Raw genomic sequence first — 17,246 nt, forward strand, 5'->3', positions numbered from 1 at the left:
CGCTTCAAGCGCCCCGGGCGCCTTGATTGCCCGGTTGCGAACGGGCAGGGCTGGCCAATGGCCGACGCCGCGACAGACTGGGACGGAGCGCTGGCGCGCGCGCGCGCCGAAGCGCCCTTCCTGGCCGCGGCGCTCGACCGCCGCCCCGATCTGGCCGAACTGCTGGCGCGCGGCGCGGGCGAGGCCGCGCTGGACCTTGCCACGGCCGCCACCGGCGACGACGTCGGCACCGCGCTGCGGCGGCAGAAGCTTGGCATCGCGCTGACGCTGGCGATCGGCGACCTGGCCGGTGCGTTTCCGCTTGCGCGTGTGATGACGGAGCTGAGCGCCTTTGCCGATCGCGCGCTGGACAGCGCGATGGCAGAAGCGGTTACCCGCGGCTTCGATGCCGCGCCCGCCGGGATGCTGGCGCTGGCGCTGGGCAAGCACGGCGCAGGTGAGCTCAACTACAGCTCCGACATCGATCCGATCCTGCTCTACGATCCCGAGCGGCTGCCGCGCCGGCCCCGCGACGAGCCGGGCGAGGCCGCCAACCGCGCGGCGCGCCGCGTGGTCGAAACGCTGGGGCGCGTCGATGCCGAGGGCTATGTCTTCCGCGTCGACCTGCGGCTGCGCCCGGCCAGCGAGGTCAGCCCGCTGGCGATCCCGGTCGAAGCCGCCCTGACCCATTACGAATCGAGCGCGCTGGCGTGGGAACGCGCCGCCTTCATCCGCGCCCGCGCCTGCGCGGGAGACATCGCCGCGGGCGAGGCGTTCCTGGCCGCGATCCGCCCGTTCGTGTGGCGCCGCAGCCTGGACTTCGGGACCATCGCGGATATCGCCCGGCTGACCGCGCGGATCCGCGCCAACCATGCCGGCGCGCCCAGTCCCGGCCCCGGCTACGACCTGAAACGCGGCCGCGGCGGCATCCGCGAGGTCGAGTTCTACGCCCAGATCCACCAGCTGATTCACGGCGGCCGCGACCCCGAACTGCGCCAGCGCGGCACCCGCGCGGCGCTCGACGCGCTGGCGGCGGCCAACCTGATCCCGCCCGGCGATGCCGAGGTGCTGGGCACGGCCTATGACCGGCTGCGCGTGATCGAGCACCGGTTGCAGATGGTGGCGGACCAGCAGACGCACAGCCTGCCGGGCGATAGCGTCGCGATCGACGCGGTCGCCCGCCTCGACGGGCTGGCGGACGGCGCCGCGCTGGTGGCCGAGCTGACCGCGGTGACCGAGGCGGTCGGCAGCCGCTACGACGCGCTGATCGCCTCGCAGGGCGAGCCTGCCAGCCGCACCGTCGCCGCCGGCCCGGTCACAGGTTCCGCGCTGGCGGCGGAGCTGGCGGGCCTGGGTTTCGCCGATCCTGCCGCGCTGGCCCACCGTATCGAGGGCTGGCGCGGCGGACGGCTGCGGGCGCTGCGCAGCGAGGCCGGGCGCGCCGCCTTCGATGCCGTGCGCGGGCCGCTGCTGGCCGCGTTCGCAGCCGCGCCCGAGCCGGACCGGGCGCTGGCGCGGTTCGAAAGTCTGCTCGCCGGGCTGCCCAGCGCGGTCAACCTGTTCAACCTGCTGGAAGCGCGGCCGGCGCTGACCGGCCTGCTGGCGCGCGTGCTGGGACTGGCGCCGCCGCTGGCCGACGAACTGGCGCGCCGCGCCGACCTGCTCGACCCGTTGATCGATGCCCGCGCCTTCGACCTGCCGGGCAGCGTGGCCGACCTGGCCGCCGATTTCGCCCCCGGCGCCGACGAGGACGATTACCAGGCCGCGCTCGACCGCGTGCGCCTGCGCGTGGGCGAGCAGCGCTTTGCCCTGGGCGTCCAGCTGATCGAGCATGCCACCGACCCGCTGGCGATTTCCGAAGCGCTGGCGCGCGTCGCCGAGGCCGCCATCGTCGTCCTGACCGAGGCGACCGAGGCCGAGTTCGTCAAGGCGCACGGGCACGTGCCGGGGGGCGAGCTGGTCGTGCTCGGGTTCGGACGCATGGGCGGCGGCGCGCTGACGCACGCCTCCGACCTCGACCTGGTATTCGTCTTCACCGGCGATCACGGCGCGCAATCGGATGGCGACAGGGCGCTGGGCGCGACGCTCTATTTCAACCGCCTGGCGCAGCGAATCGTCGGCGCGTTGAGCGTGCCGACCGCGGCGGGCGCGCTGTACGAGGTCGACACCCGTCTGCGCCCGTCCGGCGCGCAGGGGCCGCTGGCGGTGAGCCTGGCCAGCTTCGCGCGCTATCAGCGCGAGCAGGCCTGGACCTGGGAGCACATGGCGCTCGCACGCGCGCGCCCGGTGGCGGGATCGCCCGGCGCGCGCGCCGCACTGGCCGATGCCATCGCCGCCGAACTGGCGCATCCGCGCGAACCGGACAAGCTGCGCGCCGACGTGCTGGCGATGCGCGCCGAGATGCAGCGCCACAAGCCGGCGCGCGGTCCGCTCGACGTCAAGCTGATGCGCGGCGGGCTGGTCGATGCCGAGTTCCTGATCCACTACCTGCAACTGCGTGAGCGCCGCGGCCTGGTCGCCGATCTCGACCGGGCGGCCGCCGAACTGGCCGAGGCCGGGTTTCTCGATCCGGCGCTGGGCCGCGCGCAGCGGGCGCTGACGCGGGTGCTGGTCGCCGCCCGCCTGCTCGCTCCCGATGCGCAGATCCCCCCGCCTGCGGCACAGGCGGTGCTTGCGGCCAGCTGCTGCAACGGCGAATGGGAAGCGCTGATGGCCATCGTCGCCGAATCGCGCGCCGTCATCGCGGCGGCATGGCGAACCACCTTCGGCGAGGCCCTGGAAGGAGACACCGCATGACCGACCGTCCGCAGCCGGGCGACACCCTGCCCGACATCGCGCTCGAAGGCGCGGACGGCGCGCCGATGCGCCTGGCGGACTTCAGGGGCCGCAAGCTGGCGGTGTTCTTCTACCCCAAGGACGATACCCCCGGCTGCACGACCGAAAACCGCGACTTCACCGCACTGGCGGACGAATTCGCCGCCGCCGATACGGCGCTGCTGGGCGTCAGCAAGGACAGCGCCGCGCGCCATGCCAGGTTCGCCGCCAAGTACGCGCTGGCCCACCCCCTCGCCACCGACGCGGCCGAGAACGGCCTCAGCGACGCGATCGGGGTGTGGACCGAAAAGCAGAACTACGGCCGCACTTACATGGGCATGGTGCGCACGACCTACCTGATCGACGCCGACGGCAAGGTCGCCCGGGTGTGGGACAAGGTGAAGGTCAAGGGCCACGCCGCCGAGGTACTGGCGGCGGCGCAAGGCCTGTGAGCGCTGCGGTGGCTAGCGCGTGACCAGCGTCGGCGCTGCCATTGCCGCCGTCCTTGCGACTGCCGACCCGCGCGCCAAGGCGATGGGCGCGCGCGACGTGGCGCGCGGCTGGCGCGGCGGCCGGCTGGCCTGGGATTTCGCGCCGCTGCCCGATCGTCCGGCGCGGCCGGCTGCGCCCGAACTGCTGCCGCCGAACCGGATGCCCAAGCGCGGGAAGGGTGGCTCCGAGCGCGCGCGCATCGCGCTGTGGCACGCCCTGGCGCATATCGAGTTCGTCGCCATCGACCTTGCGCTCGACATGGCGGGCCGGTTCGGCGCGGCGCGCGGACCTGCGTTCGTTGCCGATTTCCTGGCAGTCGCCGCCGACGAGGCGATGCACTTCGCGCTGCTGTCGCGCCATCTTCAAGCGCTCGGCTCCCACTACGGCGCGCTGCCCGCGCACGACGGGCTGTGGGATGCCGCCGACGCGACGCGGCATGATGTCGCCGCGCGGCTGGCGCTGGTCCCGATGGTGCTGGAAGCGCGCGGCCTCGACGTGACGCCGCAGACGTTGGAACGGGTCCGGGGCGCCGGCGACGAACGCGGCGCCCGCATCCTGAGTCGCATCCTTGACGACGAAATCCGCCACGTCGCGGTGGGGACAAGGCATTTCATCGCAGTCGCGGCCGAACGGCGCGAATCTGCGGAAATCCTTTTCCAAACGTTAATTTCGGAGCACTTCAGGGGGGGCCTTAAGCCGCCGTTCAACGACTCGGCGCGTCAGGCAGCCGGTTTGTCGCGCAACTTCTACGCCGGGGTTGTGACACCCGCATAGTCCTGTTCTACCAATACTCACGAGACGGCGGGGGGTTCCGACCATCTCAAAAAAAGTTTCCGGATCAGCATCCTGCTGGCCCGGCGAACAGGGGTTCACGGCAATCGCCCGCTTGCGGACGGTAGCCCGAACAAAGGTTTTGAACGTGGTCGCTAACACGATTTTTTCTTCGGTTCGCAAGGTTGCTGTCGCAGCCGTGGCGCTCGCCGGCCTGACTGCCGCTCACCCGGCCTTCGCCGCCAGCGCCAACGCCGACATCAACGCGCCGCTGCGCGCCGCCGAAGCTTCGCATACTGCCGCTCCGGCCGGTGACGAGGAATTCCGCCGGCTCTATTCAAGCTGGCAGTCGTCGAACTTCGCCGGTGCCCGCACCGCCACCACCGCTGTCGCCCCGATGGGCAGCATCTCGACGATGAGCAAGGGGATCCCGTCGCGCGCGCCCCTCGCCAGCATCACGATGTCGAGCAACTTCGGCATGCGTGAGCACCCGGTGATCGGCGGCTATCGCATGCACAAGGGCATCGACCTGCCCAGCCCGGTCGGCACCCCGATCTATGCCACCGCCGACGGTGTCGTCGAACGCGCCGACTGGTTCTCGAGCTACGGCCTCTATGTCGCCATCGAGCACAGCAACGCGATCGAAACCCGCTACGGCCACATGAGCCGCATCGCGGTCGCTGCTGGCCAGCAGGTCCACAAGGGCGACGTGATCGGTTACGTCGGCACCACCGGTCGCTCCACCGGCCCGCACCTTCACTACGAAGTCCGCGTCAACGGCGAAGCCGTCAACCCGGTGGCCTACATGACCGACGCCGGCGCCACGCGCCTCGCCTCGGCCGACGGTTCGCAGTTCGCCCGCCGCTGATACGGCAGGGCCGGCCCCGGCACCCGGATCAACCGGGGCGGGGCACAAGCATCGGGGAGGATGCAGGACAAAGGCGGCTCAGGCCGCCTTTTTCTTTGCCCCCTGCGCGGCCGGTCAGTCGCCCGCGACCGTCATCCCGTCGACACGCAGCGTCGGCACGTTGACCGCGCGGTGCCATTCCAGGTCGTCCGCAGCGGACATTTGCGCGAACATGTCGACCAGGTTGCCCGCGATGGTGAATTCGGCGACCGGCCCGGCCAGCTGGCCGCCGACGATGCGAAAGCCCGCCGCGCCGCGGCTGTAGTCGCCGGTTACCGGGTTGACGCCCTGCCCGATGAGCTCGGTCACATAGACGCCGTCGGCGATGTCGGCCATCAGCGCGGCCGGGCTGACCGTCCCCGCCACCAGGTGCAGGTTGCTGGCCCCCGCGCCGGGTGCACCGCCGCCGCCGCGCACCGCCTGGCCGGTCGGTTCACGGCCGAGCTGGCGCGCCGCGGCACTGTCCATCAGCCATTCGCCCAGCACCCCGTCGCTGACCAGTTCGCGCTGCGCGGTGGGCAGGCCCTCGCCGTCGAACGGGCGCGAACGCAGGCCGCGGCGGCGCAGCGGATCGTCGATGATGGTGATGCCGCGCGCCAGCACCTGCTGGCCGCCGCGATCGCGCAGGAAACTGGAACCGCGCGCGATGGCGGCCCCGTTCATCGCCCCGACCAGGTGGCCCACCAGCGAATCGCCGACGCGCGGATCGAACACCACGCTCATCGGTCCCGACGTGAGGCGCCCGGGATTGAGCCGCGCCACCGCGCGCGTCCCCGCCAGCCGTCCGATCGACTCGGGATCGGCCAGGTCGGCGGCGTGGTGAGCGCTGCGCCAGGCATAGTCGCGCTGCATCGCGCCGCCCGCCCCGGCAACGACGCTGGCCGCCAGCGAATGGCTGGTCCCGGCGTATCCGCGCACGAAGCCGTGGCTGGTTGCCAGGGCAAAGACGTTGCGCCCGGCCCCGGCGCTGCCGCCTTCCGAATTGGTAACGCCGGCAACGGCCCGTGCCGCGTCCTCGGCCGCCTCGGCGCGCTCACGCAGCGCCTGCGGGCTTGGGTCGGCGGGGTCATCGATGTCGAGGTCGGGCGCGGCGCCGCTCAGCAGCCGGTCTTCCGGCGCGAGCCCGGCAAAGCGGTCTTCGGGCGCGGCGCGGGCCATCGCCACCGCACGCTCGGCCAGTTCGCGCAAGGCATCGGCCGACAAGTCGCTCGACCCGATCGAGGCCGAGCGCGCGCCCACGAACACGCGCAGGTCGACATGCTCGCTTTCCGAACGCTCGACATCCTCGAGCTTGCCCAGCCGTACCGAGACCGAGTCCGAGGCGCCCCCGCCGTAAACCGCATCGGCGGCATCGGCGCCGGCAGCGCGCGCGCGCTCGACAAGGGCGTGAGCGCAATCCTGGGCGGCAGCGGCGGTCAGCATCGAGAACTCCGGATCGCGGGGTAGAAGCGCCGATCTAGGGTCCGGGGCCGCGAACGGCAATGCGCGCGGGGCGGCGCCCGCGCAAAAGCGTCAGCGGCCGAAGGCCAGCGCCAGCACCTTGAACACGCCGGTGACGACGAAGGGCAGCCCGATCGCCAACAGCCACAGCGCGATCATGTCGCGGCGAAATCGCGGCGCCAGCGCCGGGTCGGCGGCCTGGACCGCGTCGAGCCGCCCCCACCGGCGTTCGAAACGGCGGCAGGCGGGAATGATGGCGATCACCAGCACGACCAGCGCGAAATAGGGCAGCATCGACGTACCCTCGGCATGAAGGGCGCTCATCGTGACGAAAATCTGCAGCGCGGTGTAGACCAGCAGCGCCCACGCCACCGCGTTCGACATCCGCTTGCGCCAGTCGATCGCGCGAACCGGCGCGGCGTCTTCGTAGCTGTGGTCGAGCGTTGCCATCGAACGTCCCCTTTTGTCCCTCGGGCACTAAACACCACCCGGGCAGCGCGATCAACCCCGCGCCGGACGGGATGCCGCCGCCGCGCGCCCCGGCCATGCACAAACCTTGCCAGTCGGCGCCAAGCACGCTTGCGGCGCTTTCGCCGCGGACGTAAAACGCCGCGGCATGACCGACACCGAAACGCTGCCGCGCCCCGAGGCTCCACAGGATCCAGCCGTCGCCGCGGCGGGCGGGCTGGAAGTGATCTCGATCGCGAAGAGCTATGACAAGCGCGCGGTCCTGACCGACATCTCGCTGTCGGTCGCCAAGGGCGAGGTGCTGGGCCTGCTGGGCCCCAACGGCGCCGGCAAGACCACCTGCTTCTACTCGATAATGGGCCTGGTACGCCCGGATTCGGGCCGCATCCTGATGGACGGCGTCGACGTCACGCGCCTGCCGATGTACCGCCGCGCGATCCTGGGGCTGGGCTACCTGCCGCAGGAAACCAGCATCTTTCGCGGCATGACGGTGGAACAGAACATCGGCTGCGTCCTCGAACTGGTCGAGCCCGACCGCGACGTGCGCGCCCAGGAACTGGAACGCCTGCTCGACGAATTCGGCCTTACCCGGCTGCGCGGCAGCCCGGCGATGGCACTGTCGGGCGGCGAACGCCGCCGCGCCGAGATTGCCCGCGCGCTGGCCGCCAAGCCATCGATCATGCTGCTGGACGAACCGTTCGCCGGCATCGACCCGTTGTCGATCAGCGACATCCGCGACCTGGTGAAGGACCTCAAGGGCCGCGGCATCGGCGTTCTGATCACCGACCACAACGTGCGCGAAACGCTCGACATCTGCGACAAGGGCACGATCATCTACGGCGGCCAGGTGCTGTTCTCGGGCAGCCCGGCTGACCTGGTGGCCGACGAAAACGTGCGGCGCCTCTACCTGGGCGAGGGTTTTACCTTATGATTTGCCGGCCTCTTGCGGGCCGGTCGCCTAGCCAGTCTGTCGGCGGCCGGACCCGTGGCCAGCCCGCGCCCCCGCCCTGCCGCCCCTCAGGGTACACTCGTGGGCGGCAGGGCGGGGGCGCGGGCTGGCCACGGCGCGCGGGAATGCCATGGCGGCGAGGTGACAGCTCCCAAGACCCGCGCAGGAAATGACCCTCGCCCCGCGCCTTGACCTGCGGCAATCGCAATCGCTGGTGATGACGCCGCAATTGCAGCAGGCGATCAAGCTGCTGGCGCTGTCCAACCTCGAGCTGGAAGGCGTGCTGGCGGACGCGGCGGCTGCCAATCCCTTGCTCGAGGTCGGCGGCGGCGAGGCCGAAGCCAGCGACAGCGATGCGCCCGAGGCGCGGCGCACGACGCTTGAATCCTCGCCCGTCGACCAGCTGATCGGCGAGGGCCGCGTCGACGAGGACCGCCCGCTGGACTGGGACGGCGCCGCCGCCCGCGAAGCCGAAAGCGGCGACTGGTCGGCAGAACTGCGCATGGCCGCCGCCGCTGACGCACCCGACGCCGGTGAGCGCGGCGGCGGCACGACGCTGGCCGACCACCTCCACGCCCAGGTCGCCGCCGAGCGCGGCGACGCCGCAACCAAGGCGCTCGCCCACGCGCTGGCCGACCAGCTTGACGAGGCCGGCTACCTGCCGCTGCCGCTGGGCGAGGCGCTGCCCGGTGCGGAACCCGCCGAGGCGGAGGCGGCACTGGCGCTGCTGCAGCGGCTCGATCCCGCCGGGGTCGGCGCGCGCAGCTTGTCCGAATGCCTGGCGCTGCAGGCCAAGGACGCCGACCGCTACGATCCGTGCATGGCGCGCCTGATCTACAACCTAGACCTGGTGGCGCGCGGCGAATTCGCCCGCCTGCGGCGGATGTGCGACGTCGACGACGAGGATTTCGCCGACATGCTGGCCGAACTGCGCGGCTACGACCCCAAGCCCGGACTGCGCTTCGGCGCCTCCGATGGCGAGGCGGTGACGCCCGACGTGCTGGTCCACCCGCGTGCCGACGGGGGCTGGGACATCGAGCTCAACCAGGCGACGCTGCCGCGGCTGGTGGTCAACCGCTCCTATTACGTCGAACTGAAGGGCGCCTGCGACGACAAGGCCGGACGCGCCTGGCTGTCGGACAAGCTCGCCGACGCGAACTGGCTGGTAAAGGCGCTGGACCAGCGCGCGCGCACGATCTTGAAAGTGGCGAGCGAAGTGGTGAAGCGGCAGGACGGGTACTTCCGTCACGGCGTCTCGCAGCTGCGGCCGCTGACGTTGCGCACGGTGGCCGAGGCGGTGGCGCTGCACGAATCGACCGTCAGCCGGGTCACCTCGAACAAGTACCTCGCCTGCCCGCGCGGCACCCGCGAACTCAAGTTCTTCTTCACCTCCGGCGTCGCCTCGGCCGGCAGCAGCGAGGGCGCCGCGGCCGAGGCGGTCAAGGCCGCGATCCGCAAGCTGATCGATGCCGAGGATCCCAAGGCCATCCTTTCCGACGATGCGCTGGTCGACCTGCTCAAGGCGCAGGGGTTCGACCTGGCCCGCCGTACGGTGGCCAAGTACCGCGAGGCGATCGGGCTGGGCAGCAGCGTCCAGCGCCGCCGCCACAAGGCCCTGGTCGGCGCGCGCTAGCGCCGGCTCGCCAGGATCTGTCCGGCTGCGCCGATGATCTGGCCGAGCAGGCCGCCGCCGCCGGTGGCCCCGCCCAGGACCGAGCCGAGCGCGCCGCCAAGGCCCCCACCCCCTCCGGCGGCGGCGCCGGCCGTTCCGCCCGCCGAGCGCTTCATCACGTAACCGCCGACAATCATCGCCAGGATCGGCAGCATCTTCTTGAGCAACGCCGGGTCGACGCCGCTTTGCGTCGCGGCATCGGCGGCGACCGCACGGCTGGTATCCTTGGAGCCGAAGATGTGGCCGAGAATCTCGTTACCCTTGCCGGTATCGGTCGCTTCCGGGCCGGCGGCGTTATCGAGCAGGCCGCCGCCGCCCATGCCGCCCAGCGCGCCGATCAACGCGCCCAGCCCGCCTGCGCCGCCGCCGCCCGCAACCGGCTGGTGGAACGCGGTGAGCACTGCGGGCAGCAGCGCACCGGCGCCGGCCTCGGCCGTCGTTTCGTCGATACCGAGTTCGCGCGCGATTGCGGGAATGGCGCCGGTCTCGGCAAGCATGCTGGTGGTATCCATGGGGTAAGGCCTTCGCTTTGCCAGGGGGATGCTTGGCAATCGCGCCGCCGCGCGAATGGTTCCGCTCAGGCTTCCAGCTCGACGTCCCAGTACAGCCAGTCGCGCCAGGTCTCGTGCAGGTAGTTGGGCGGAAAGCCGCGCCCGCGTTCCTGCAATTGCCAGTTGGTCGGGCGGATCGGCTCCAGCAGCAGCGGCATGTGCGCCTGTTTCGGCGTGCGCCCGCCCTTGCGCAGGTTGCACGGCGCGCAGGCGGTGGCGACGTTTTCCCAGCTGGTCTTGCCGCCCAGCCGGCGCGGGACGACATGGTCGAAGGTCAGGTTGTGAGGGCTGCCGCAATACTGGCAGCAGAACCGGTCGCGCAGGAACACGTTGAAACGGGTGAAGGCGGGAAACTGGCTGGGCCGCACGAACTGGCGCAGCGCAATCACCGACGGGATCGGCATGGCCCAGCTTGGGCTGTGGACTTCGCGGGCGTAACTGGCGACGATGTCGACGCGCTCGAGGAATACCGCCTTGATCGCGGTCTGCCACGGCCACAGGCTGAGCGGATAATAGGAGAGCGGGGTATAATCGGCGTTGAGGACCAGCGCAGGGCAATCGGACAAGTGGCGGGAGGGATCACCCTCGGCGCTGCGGAACCGGGCCGCGCGCGCGATCACCTCCTCGCGAAGCATGGCTCCGTCTGGCCGGGATTTATGACGTCCGCGCGACAGTTCATGGCGCAAATGCAGCATGGCGGCGGCGGAGCGGTCAAGCCGCCCACTAGTCTGTGCGCAATTCTGTCCACAGGGCGGTGCCGAGATGCAACGCCGTGACCGTAACGCGGTTCGCCCCCAGCCCGAACGGCCCGCTGCACCTTGGTCACGCTTACGCGGCCCTTGTCGCGCATGACCGCGCCCGGCGCGATGGCGGGCGGTTCCGGCTTCGCATCGAGGACATCGACGGGGCGCGCAGCCGCGCCGCACTGGCCGGCGAGTTCGCCACTGACCTCGCGTGGCTGGGGCTGCGCCCCGACGGCGCGGCGATCCGCCAATCGCAGCGCAGCGCCGCGCACCTGGCCGCGGGCGAGGCACTCAAGGCCGCCGGCCTGCTTTACCCCTGCACCTGCACCCGCGCCGAGATCGCAGCCGCAGCGTCCGTCCACGGGCCCGACGGCCCGGTCTATCCGGGCACCTGCAAGGGCCGCACCGACAATCCCGACGGCGCGGCCTGGCGGCTCGACATGGCCGAAGCGGTGCGCCGCGCCGGGCCGCTGACCTGGCTGGACGAGTTGCACGGGACCCAGCACGCCGCGCCCGAAACGCTCGGCGACGTCGTGCTGCTGCGCAAGGATGCGCCGGCAAGCTATCACCTGGCGGTCGTGCTCGACGACGCGGCGGACGGCATCACGCACGTCACCCGCGGTGCCGACCTGTTCGCGGCGACGCACGTCCACCGCCTGCTGATCGCGCTGCTGGGCGTGCCGGTGCCGGTCTGGCACCATCACCCGGTCCTGCTTGGCCCCGACGGCCGCAAGCTGGCCAAACGCCGCGGCGCGGTGGGGATCGCCGACCTCAGGCGCGCGGACGGCGACGGGCCGGCGCTGGCAGAAGCGCTGCGCGCGCACCGCTTCCCCGCTGGCATTTCGCTGTCCGAAGGCCTAGATATCGCGCCATGAAGATCCTTCTCATCATCGTGATGGTCGGGCTGGTGGCCATGGCGGTCTACAGCCTGATCCGCGGCATCGTCGCCTTCCTGCAGGCCTCGAGGGACGACCTTGCGCGCGACCCCGCGCTGGGGCCGAGTCCGTCGCAGCTGATGCAGAACAAGATGATGATGAACCGCATCATGTTCCAGGCCGGCGCAGTCCTGGTCGCGGCGCTGCTGCTCGCCGTCGCCAGTTAGTGGTCAAGCTCAACCGGATTTACACGCGCACCGGCGACGACGGCACGACCGGGCTGGTCGACGGTTCGCGCTGCCCCAAGCACGCGGCGCGGATGGAAGCGATCGGCGCGGTGGACGAGGTCAACAGCGCGATCGGTTTCGCTGCCCTGGCGGCGGGCGATCACGCCGCGGCGCTGACGCGGATCCAGAACGACCTGTTCGATCTTGGCGCCGACCTTGCGACCCCGGGCGAGGACTTCACCCCCGGCGACATGACGCTGCGGATCGTCGAGGCGCAGTGGCGCTGGCTGGAAACGGCGATCGACGGGCTGAACGAGGCGCTGTCACCGCTGACCAGCTTCATCCTGCCGGGCGGCGGCGAGGGCGCGGCGCGCGTTCACATGGCGCGGGCCGGCGCCCGCCGGGCCGAGCGTGCGATGACCGCGCTGGCCGCGGCCGAGCCGGTCAACCCGGCGGCGCTGGCCTATATCAACCGGCTTTCGGACTATCTGTTCGTGCTTGCGCGCGCGCTTAACGACGGCGGTGCGGGCGACGTCCTGTGGGTGCCGGGGGCATCGCGCAAAGGCTAGCGCGCGCTTGCGGCGACGCGGGTGATCTCGGTCAGCCCTTGCGCCAGCAGGAGTTCGGCATTGCGACTGTCGCCCAGCAGCGCGCGGTGCATCTCGGCCAGTTTCGACACCAGCCGCGCCAGCCGCGGGCCGCGCCACTTGCGCAGTTGCTTGCCCACGTCGGCGCGCTCCTTCCAGAACACCCGTTCCGCCTCCAGCAGCTTGCCGATGTCCCCGCGCGGCCCCAGCTTGCCGGCGAGCCCCGCCAGCAGCGCGGCGCGGCGTTCGAACGTCAGCAATACGCCAACCGGGTTCATGTTCAGTTCGCGCAGGCGGTGCAGTTCGCCCGACAACTTGCCGGCATCGCCGCCCAGCACCGCGTTGACCAGCGGCATGAAACCATCGTCCTCGGTCTTCGCGCCGATCGCGTCCAGCGCCTCGGCATCGGCGCTGCGCGGGCTGGTCGGCGCGGCGTCGAGGTAGAGCGCCAGCTTCTCGACCTCGCTGCGGGCCAGCCGGCTGTCGAGAGCGGCGGCGCGCGCGATCCGGTCGGCCAGGTCGGATGACAGCCGCACGCCGGCGGCATCGCCCATCATCCGCACGTCAGTGGAAAACGCGCGCAGGTCGGGCGGGTAGAACATCGCCACCAGCGCATCGGGCCGCCCGGCCAGCAGCTTGGCGGTGCGCGCCTTGTCGGTGGCGCCGCTGGCCACGATGAGCACCGGGCAGGGCTGGGCGGTTCCGGTCATCTGGCCGGACAGCAACGTCTCGACCGCGTCGTGGACTTCGTCGCCGCTGGCCGAAACCCAGATGTGGCGGGCGTCGCCGAACAGCGAGGACGAACGCGCCTCGTCGCCCAGCCGTACCGGGTCCTTGCGCAACTCGGCGCCGGACAGCTCCACCCGTTCACCCGGTTCGGGCAGCAACTCGACGATGGCGCGGGCGGCGTCCTGCGCGCCGGCTTCGTCCGGGCCGCAGAAGAAGAACACTTTCGCGGCCGCCGCCGCTCGCGGCGCGGCGCTGCGGAAATCCTTCTGCGTCGCCTTCACTTGCCGGTCAGGGCCTGGGGGTTGCGGACCTGCAGCGCCAGCCGGGTGACGATCCGGTTGGCGACGTCCTTGGCCAGGTTTTCCAGCGCGGTGTTCTCCGCCGCGATGGTCGCGTATTCGCTGCTGACCACGTCGATCCCGGCGTCCGAGCCGGCGGTGGCATCGAGCACGATCGCCCCGCTGGCCAGGTCGACCAGCTGGTAGCGCGCCCGCAGCGTACGGCGCTCGCGCCCGATGGTATCGTCGGACAGCAGGCCAAGCCCTTCGAGCTTGTCGTCGAGGCGGACGTCGAGGCGGTAGCGCTTGGCGCTCGCGCCGCCGGCGCCCATCTGGTCGACCAGCGCGTTGCGCACCAGCCAGCCGGCCTTGCCCTCGATCGCGGGAACCTCGATCCCGGCCAGGCCCTGTGCCACCGCGCCGCTGCCGCCGCCGGCGTACATCGGCGACAAGCCGCAGCCGGACGCCGCGAACGCCAGCGCAAGAGCCGCCAGGGGTGCCGGCATTTTCATGCGACGAGGTTGACCAGCCGGTCGGGCACCACGATCACCTTGCGAATTTCCGCGCCATCGAGGGCACGCTGGACCTTGTCGCTGGCGAGCGCAAGCGCCTCGAGCGCTTCCTTCGAGGTCCCCTTGGCGACCGTCAGCGTATCGCGCAGCTTGCCCTTGACCTGGACCGCGACGGTCACCTCGTCCTCCACCAGCAGCGCCGGATCGACGGGCGGCCAGGGCGCGTCGGCCACCAGTCCGTCTTCGCCGATGGCAGCCCAGGCCTCTTCCGCCAGGTGCGGCATCATCGGCGCGACCAGCAGCAGGATCGTGCGGATCGCGCGGGCGCGACTGGCCGACGGGGCGGCTTTTTCGGCCGCGCTGGTCAGCTCGTAGATCCGCGCCACCGCCTTGTTGAACGACAGCGCGGCGATGTCGTCCGCCACCGCGGCAACCGCCTGGTCGCGCTTGCGGTCGAGCGGCTTGTCCTCTCCGGTGGCGGCGGCATCGTACTGGCCGAACAGCCGCCACAGCCGCTGGACGAAGCGGTAGCAGCCCTCGATCCCGGCTTCGGACCACGGCAGGTCGCGCTCGGGGGGACTGTCGGACAGCATGAACCAGCGCACTGCATCGGCCCCGTAGCGGGCCACGATGGCGTCGGGGTCGATCGTGTTCTTCTTCGACTTCGACATCTTGATGACGCGGCCGATCTCGACCTCGCCGCCATCCTCGCGCAGCAGCGCGCGCTCGGCCTCGCGGCTGATCTCGTCGGGGGCGTAGAATACCGTGCGCTCGCCCCCCTCGCCCTGGATGCGGCGCGAGTAGGTCTCGTGCGTGACCATGCCTTGCGTGAACAGGCTGGCGAACGGTTCGGCCACGTCGATCAGCCCGATGTGCTGGAGCGCGCGGGTCCAGAAGCGGGCGTAGAGCAAGTGCAGGATCGCGTGCTCGATCCCGCCGATGTACTGTTCGACCGGCAGCCACTGCGCGATGACCGCCGGATCGAACGGCTTGTCGCCCGGCTGGCTGGCAAAGCGGAGGAAATACCACGAACTGTCGGCAAAGGTGTCGAGCGTGTCGGTTTCGCGCACCGCGTCCGCGCCGCACTTCGGGCAGGCCACGTGCTTCCAGGTCGGGTGCCGCTCAAGCGGGTTGCCGGGGGTGCGGAAATCGACGTCTTCGGGCAGGACCACCGGCAGGTCGGCCTTGGGCACGGGAACGATGCCGCAGGCGCCGCAGTGGATGAACGGGATCGGCGTGCCCCAGTAGCGCTGGCGGCTGACGCCCCAGTCGCGCAGGCGGTACTGCGTCTCGCCGTGGCCCCAGCCGTCGTGCTGGGCCCTGGCGATCACCGCGGCCTTGGCGGCGGCGATGTCCATCCCGTCCAGCCATTCGGAATTCACGATGCGGCCCGGGCCGGTATAGGCCTCGTCGCCATGGTAGGCGGCGCCGTCATGCTCGCCGTCGGAGACGACGCGGGTCACCGGCAGCTCGTATTTGCGGGCAAAGTCGAGGTCGCGCTGGTCGTGCGCAGGGCAGCCGAACACCGCGCCAGTGCCGTAGTCCATCAGCACGAAATTGGCGACGTAGACCGGCAGGTGCCAGGCGGCCTTCAGCGGATGCTCGACCGAAAGGCCGGTGTTGAAGCCCAGCTTGTCCGCCGTTTCCAGTTCGGCCGCGGTGGTGCCGCCGCGCTTGCACTCGGCAATGAAGGCGGCCAGCTCGGGCGAAGTGGCGGCCATCCGCTGCGCCACCGGGTGATCGGCGGCAATCGCCACGAAGCTGGCGCCGAACATCGTGTCGGGGCGGGTGGTGTAGACCTCGATCCCGTCGGGGCTGCCCACGAACTTGAACGTGCAGCGCAGGCCCTGCGACTTGCCGATCCAGTTTTCCTGCATCAGGCGGACCTTCTCGGGCCACTTGTCGAGGCTGCCCAGGCCGGACAGCAATTCGTCCGCGAACTGCGTGATCTTGAGGAACCACTGGCTGAGCTTGCGCTTTTCGACCAGCGCGCCAGAGCGCCAGCCGCGCCCGTCGATGACCTGCTCGTTGGCGAGCACGGTCTGGTCGACCGGGTCCCAGTTGACCGCGCTTTCCTTGCGATAGACCAGCCCCGCGGCATAGAGGTCCAGGAACAGCGCCTGCTCATGGCCGTAATAATCGGGCTCGCAGGTAGCCAGTTCGCGGCTCCAGTCGAGTGCGAAACCCAGGCGCTTGAGCTGCGCCTTCATGTTGGCGATGTTGTCGCGGGTCCAGCCGCCGGGGTGGACGCCCTTTTCCATCGCCGCGTTCTCGGCCGGCATGCCGAAGGCGTCCCAGCCCATCGGGTGCAGCACTTCGCGGCCCTGCATCCGCTTGGCGCGGGCCAGCACGTCGCCCATCGTGTAGTTGCGGACGTGGCCGATGTGGATGCGTCCCGATGGATAGGGAAACATCTCGAGGATGAAGCTCTTGGGCTTCGCGCTCGAATCGTCGGCGCGAAAGGTCTGCGCGGCATCCCACGCGGCCTGCCAGCGCGCGTCGGAAGTGGCGGGATCGAAGCGCCCGGTGTCAGTCGTCGAAGTCATGATGCCCCTCTAGCCGTCCCTGCCGGCCTGTCGAGGTGGCGAAAGCGTTGCCGGCCTACTTCACCGCGCCGCGCCGCAGGTCGCGCGCCTTGGTCAGGATGATGTCTTCCAGCTTCTGCGCGGTCGCGGCCTGGACCGGGGCATCGACCCAGCCCGATCCTTGCGCGACCTGGCGGCTGGCGGCGACGCGCAGCGCGTCGGCGCGCAGGTCCTGGTCCAGGATCGTGACCGAGACCTTCACCCGCTCACCCGGGTTGGCGGGATTGGTGTACCAGTCGGTGACGATGACGCCGCCGTTGCTGTCGGTCTGGAGCAGCGGCATGAAGCTGAGCGTGTCGAGCGCGGCGCGCCACAAGTAGGAATTGACGCCGATCGTGGTGACGCGCGAGGCGGCGAGATCGGCCTTCGGGCGCGACTTGCTGGCGCAGGCGGCCATGCCCAGGGACAGCGCCGCGATCAGGGCGACGCGCCCGGCAGAACGGAAGGTAAGGCGGAAAGCGGGGCGGAAGGGAGCGGTGGTGTGGCCTGCGGTCATCGTCGTTTCCGTATCCTGTCGTGGCGGCGAAGGCCGCCCCCCGTGTGATCGTTCGCCAGCGCGTCTAGACCGCGCGGGCTAGGGCGGCAAGTCCCGGCGCTCTTGGCCGCCGGGCGCGTTAATCGCGGCTGAATGCCGGGTGATCGGGCCGCCGCCGACCTGCCGGCATTA

Annotated in this window: 17 protein-coding genes; 9 read left to right on the forward strand and 8 right to left on the reverse strand. The window is 70.9% G+C overall.

What is annotated here, in order from left to right; translation table 11 throughout:
• Nucleotides 1-57: 57 nt before the first annotated feature.
• The 4 genes from glnE (at nucleotide 58) to ACOYW6_RS10190 (ending at nucleotide 4,924) form a co-directional block, all read left to right on the forward strand.
• A complete protein-coding gene (gene glnE / locus ACOYW6_RS10175) occupies nucleotides 58-2,775 on the forward strand; it encodes a bifunctional [glutamate--ammonia ligase]-adenylyl-L-tyrosine phosphorylase/[glutamate--ammonia-ligase] adenylyltransferase (RefSeq protein WP_423141199.1) in 2,718 nt (905 codons plus the stop codon).
• Nucleotides 2,772-3,245: a peroxiredoxin gene (locus ACOYW6_RS10180; protein WP_423141200.1), complete on the forward strand. Its 474-nt coding sequence runs from the start codon at nucleotides 2,772-2,774 to the stop codon at nucleotides 3,243-3,245. The genes glnE and ACOYW6_RS10180 overlap by 4 nt, the downstream gene beginning before the upstream one ends.
• A 19-nt stretch (nucleotides 3,246-3,264) precedes the next feature.
• Nucleotides 3,265-4,059 (forward strand): ferritin-like domain-containing protein, encoded by a 795-nt coding sequence (locus ACOYW6_RS10185; RefSeq protein WP_423141201.1) that lies wholly within the window; start codon nucleotides 3,265-3,267, stop codon nucleotides 4,057-4,059.
• Between the two features lie 196 nt (nucleotides 4,060-4,255).
• Nucleotides 4,256-4,924 (forward strand): M23 family metallopeptidase, encoded by a 669-nt coding sequence (locus ACOYW6_RS10190; protein ID WP_423141202.1) that lies wholly within the window; start codon nucleotides 4,256-4,258, stop codon nucleotides 4,922-4,924.
• Between the two features lie 114 nt (nucleotides 4,925-5,038).
• Here ACOYW6_RS10190 and ACOYW6_RS10195 read toward each other — a convergent pair whose 3' ends face one another.
• Both ACOYW6_RS10195 and ACOYW6_RS10200 read right to left on the reverse strand, forming a co-directional pair.
• The gene (locus ACOYW6_RS10195; protein ID WP_423141203.1) at nucleotides 5,039-6,385 is read right to left on the reverse strand and encodes a TldD/PmbA family protein; all 1,347 of its coding nucleotides are present in this window, start codon (nucleotides 6,383-6,385) and stop codon (nucleotides 5,039-5,041) included.
• A gap of 90 nt (nucleotides 6,386-6,475) precedes the next feature.
• Nucleotides 6,476-6,853 carry a hypothetical protein gene (locus ACOYW6_RS10200; protein WP_423141204.1) on the reverse strand — a complete coding sequence of 126 codons (378 nt, stop codon included), beginning with the start codon at nucleotides 6,851-6,853 and terminating at the stop codon, nucleotides 6,476-6,478.
• A gap of 166 nt (nucleotides 6,854-7,019) precedes the next feature.
• Here ACOYW6_RS10200 and lptB point away from each other — a divergent pair, with 166 nt between their 5' ends.
• Nucleotides 7,020-7,802: an LPS export ABC transporter ATP-binding protein gene (gene lptB / locus ACOYW6_RS10205; protein ID WP_423141205.1), complete on the forward strand. Its 783-nt coding sequence runs from the start codon at nucleotides 7,020-7,022 to the stop codon at nucleotides 7,800-7,802.
• 187 nt (nucleotides 7,803-7,989) lie between these two features.
• A complete protein-coding gene (gene rpoN / locus ACOYW6_RS10210; RefSeq protein WP_423141206.1) occupies nucleotides 7,990-9,453 on the forward strand; it encodes an RNA polymerase factor sigma-54 in 1,464 nt (487 codons plus the stop codon).
• Here the strand turns inward: rpoN and ACOYW6_RS10215 are convergent.
• Together ACOYW6_RS10215 and ACOYW6_RS10220 are read right to left on the reverse strand one after the other, a co-directional pair.
• Nucleotides 9,450-10,004, reverse strand: coding sequence for a DUF937 domain-containing protein (locus tag ACOYW6_RS10215; RefSeq protein WP_423141207.1), 555 nt, complete (start codon nucleotides 10,002-10,004; stop codon nucleotides 9,450-9,452). The genes rpoN and ACOYW6_RS10215 overlap by 4 nt on opposite strands.
• 65 nt (nucleotides 10,005-10,069) lie before the next feature.
• On the reverse strand, nucleotides 10,070-10,678 hold the full coding sequence (locus tag ACOYW6_RS10220; protein ID WP_423141208.1) for an HNH endonuclease: 609 nt from the start codon (nucleotides 10,676-10,678) through the stop codon (nucleotides 10,070-10,072).
• 137 nt (nucleotides 10,679-10,815) lie between these two features.
• Here ACOYW6_RS10220 and gluQRS point away from each other — a divergent pair, with 137 nt between their 5' ends.
• Genes gluQRS through ACOYW6_RS10235 form a run of 3 tightly spaced genes read left to right on the forward strand, consistent with a single transcriptional unit; the run spans nucleotide 10,816 to nucleotide 12,457 of the window.
• Complete coding sequence (gene gluQRS, locus ACOYW6_RS10225) at nucleotides 10,816-11,661, forward strand: tRNA glutamyl-Q(34) synthetase GluQRS (RefSeq protein WP_423141209.1); 846 nt, start codon at nucleotides 10,816-10,818, stop codon at nucleotides 11,659-11,661.
• Nucleotides 11,658-11,888 carry a hypothetical protein gene (locus ACOYW6_RS10230; protein ID WP_423141210.1) on the forward strand — a complete coding sequence of 77 codons (231 nt, stop codon included), beginning with the start codon at nucleotides 11,658-11,660 and terminating at the stop codon, nucleotides 11,886-11,888. The genes gluQRS and ACOYW6_RS10230 overlap by 4 nt, the downstream gene beginning before the upstream one ends.
• Complete coding sequence (locus ACOYW6_RS10235; RefSeq protein ID WP_423141211.1) at nucleotides 11,888-12,457, forward strand: cob(I)yrinic acid a,c-diamide adenosyltransferase; 570 nt, start codon at nucleotides 11,888-11,890, stop codon at nucleotides 12,455-12,457. Before ACOYW6_RS10230 ends, ACOYW6_RS10235 begins: the two co-directional genes overlap by 1 nt.
• On the opposite strand, the gene holA is transcribed toward ACOYW6_RS10235, so the two are convergent.
• Genes holA through ACOYW6_RS10255 form a run of 4 tightly spaced genes read right to left on the reverse strand, consistent with a single transcriptional unit; the run spans nucleotide 12,454 to nucleotide 16,976 of the window.
• Nucleotides 12,454-13,485: a DNA polymerase III subunit delta gene (gene holA / locus ACOYW6_RS10240; protein WP_423141212.1), complete on the reverse strand. Its 1,032-nt coding sequence runs from the start codon at nucleotides 13,483-13,485 to the stop codon at nucleotides 12,454-12,456. The genes ACOYW6_RS10235 and holA overlap by 4 nt on opposite strands.
• Nucleotides 13,482-13,994, reverse strand: a complete 513-nt coding sequence (gene lptE / locus ACOYW6_RS10245) for an LPS assembly lipoprotein LptE (protein ID WP_423141213.1) — start codon at nucleotides 13,992-13,994, stop codon at nucleotides 13,482-13,484. Before lptE ends, holA begins: the two co-directional genes overlap by 4 nt.
• On the reverse strand, nucleotides 13,991-16,540 hold the full coding sequence (gene leuS, locus ACOYW6_RS10250; RefSeq protein ID WP_423141214.1) for a leucine--tRNA ligase: 2,550 nt from the start codon (nucleotides 16,538-16,540) through the stop codon (nucleotides 13,991-13,993). The genes lptE and leuS overlap by 4 nt, the downstream gene beginning before the upstream one ends.
• A 55-nt stretch (nucleotides 16,541-16,595) precedes the next feature.
• Nucleotides 16,596-16,976 carry a DUF3576 domain-containing protein gene (locus tag ACOYW6_RS10255; RefSeq protein WP_423143112.1) on the reverse strand — a complete coding sequence of 127 codons (381 nt, stop codon included), beginning with the start codon at nucleotides 16,974-16,976 and terminating at the stop codon, nucleotides 16,596-16,598.
• Between the last annotated feature and the right edge of the window lie 270 nt (nucleotides 16,977-17,246).

This window comes from Parablastomonas sp. CN1-191 (genome assembly GCF_049354825.1).
In the GTDB taxonomy this organism is placed as follows: Bacteria; Pseudomonadota; Alphaproteobacteria; order Sphingomonadales; family Sphingomonadaceae; genus Novosphingobium.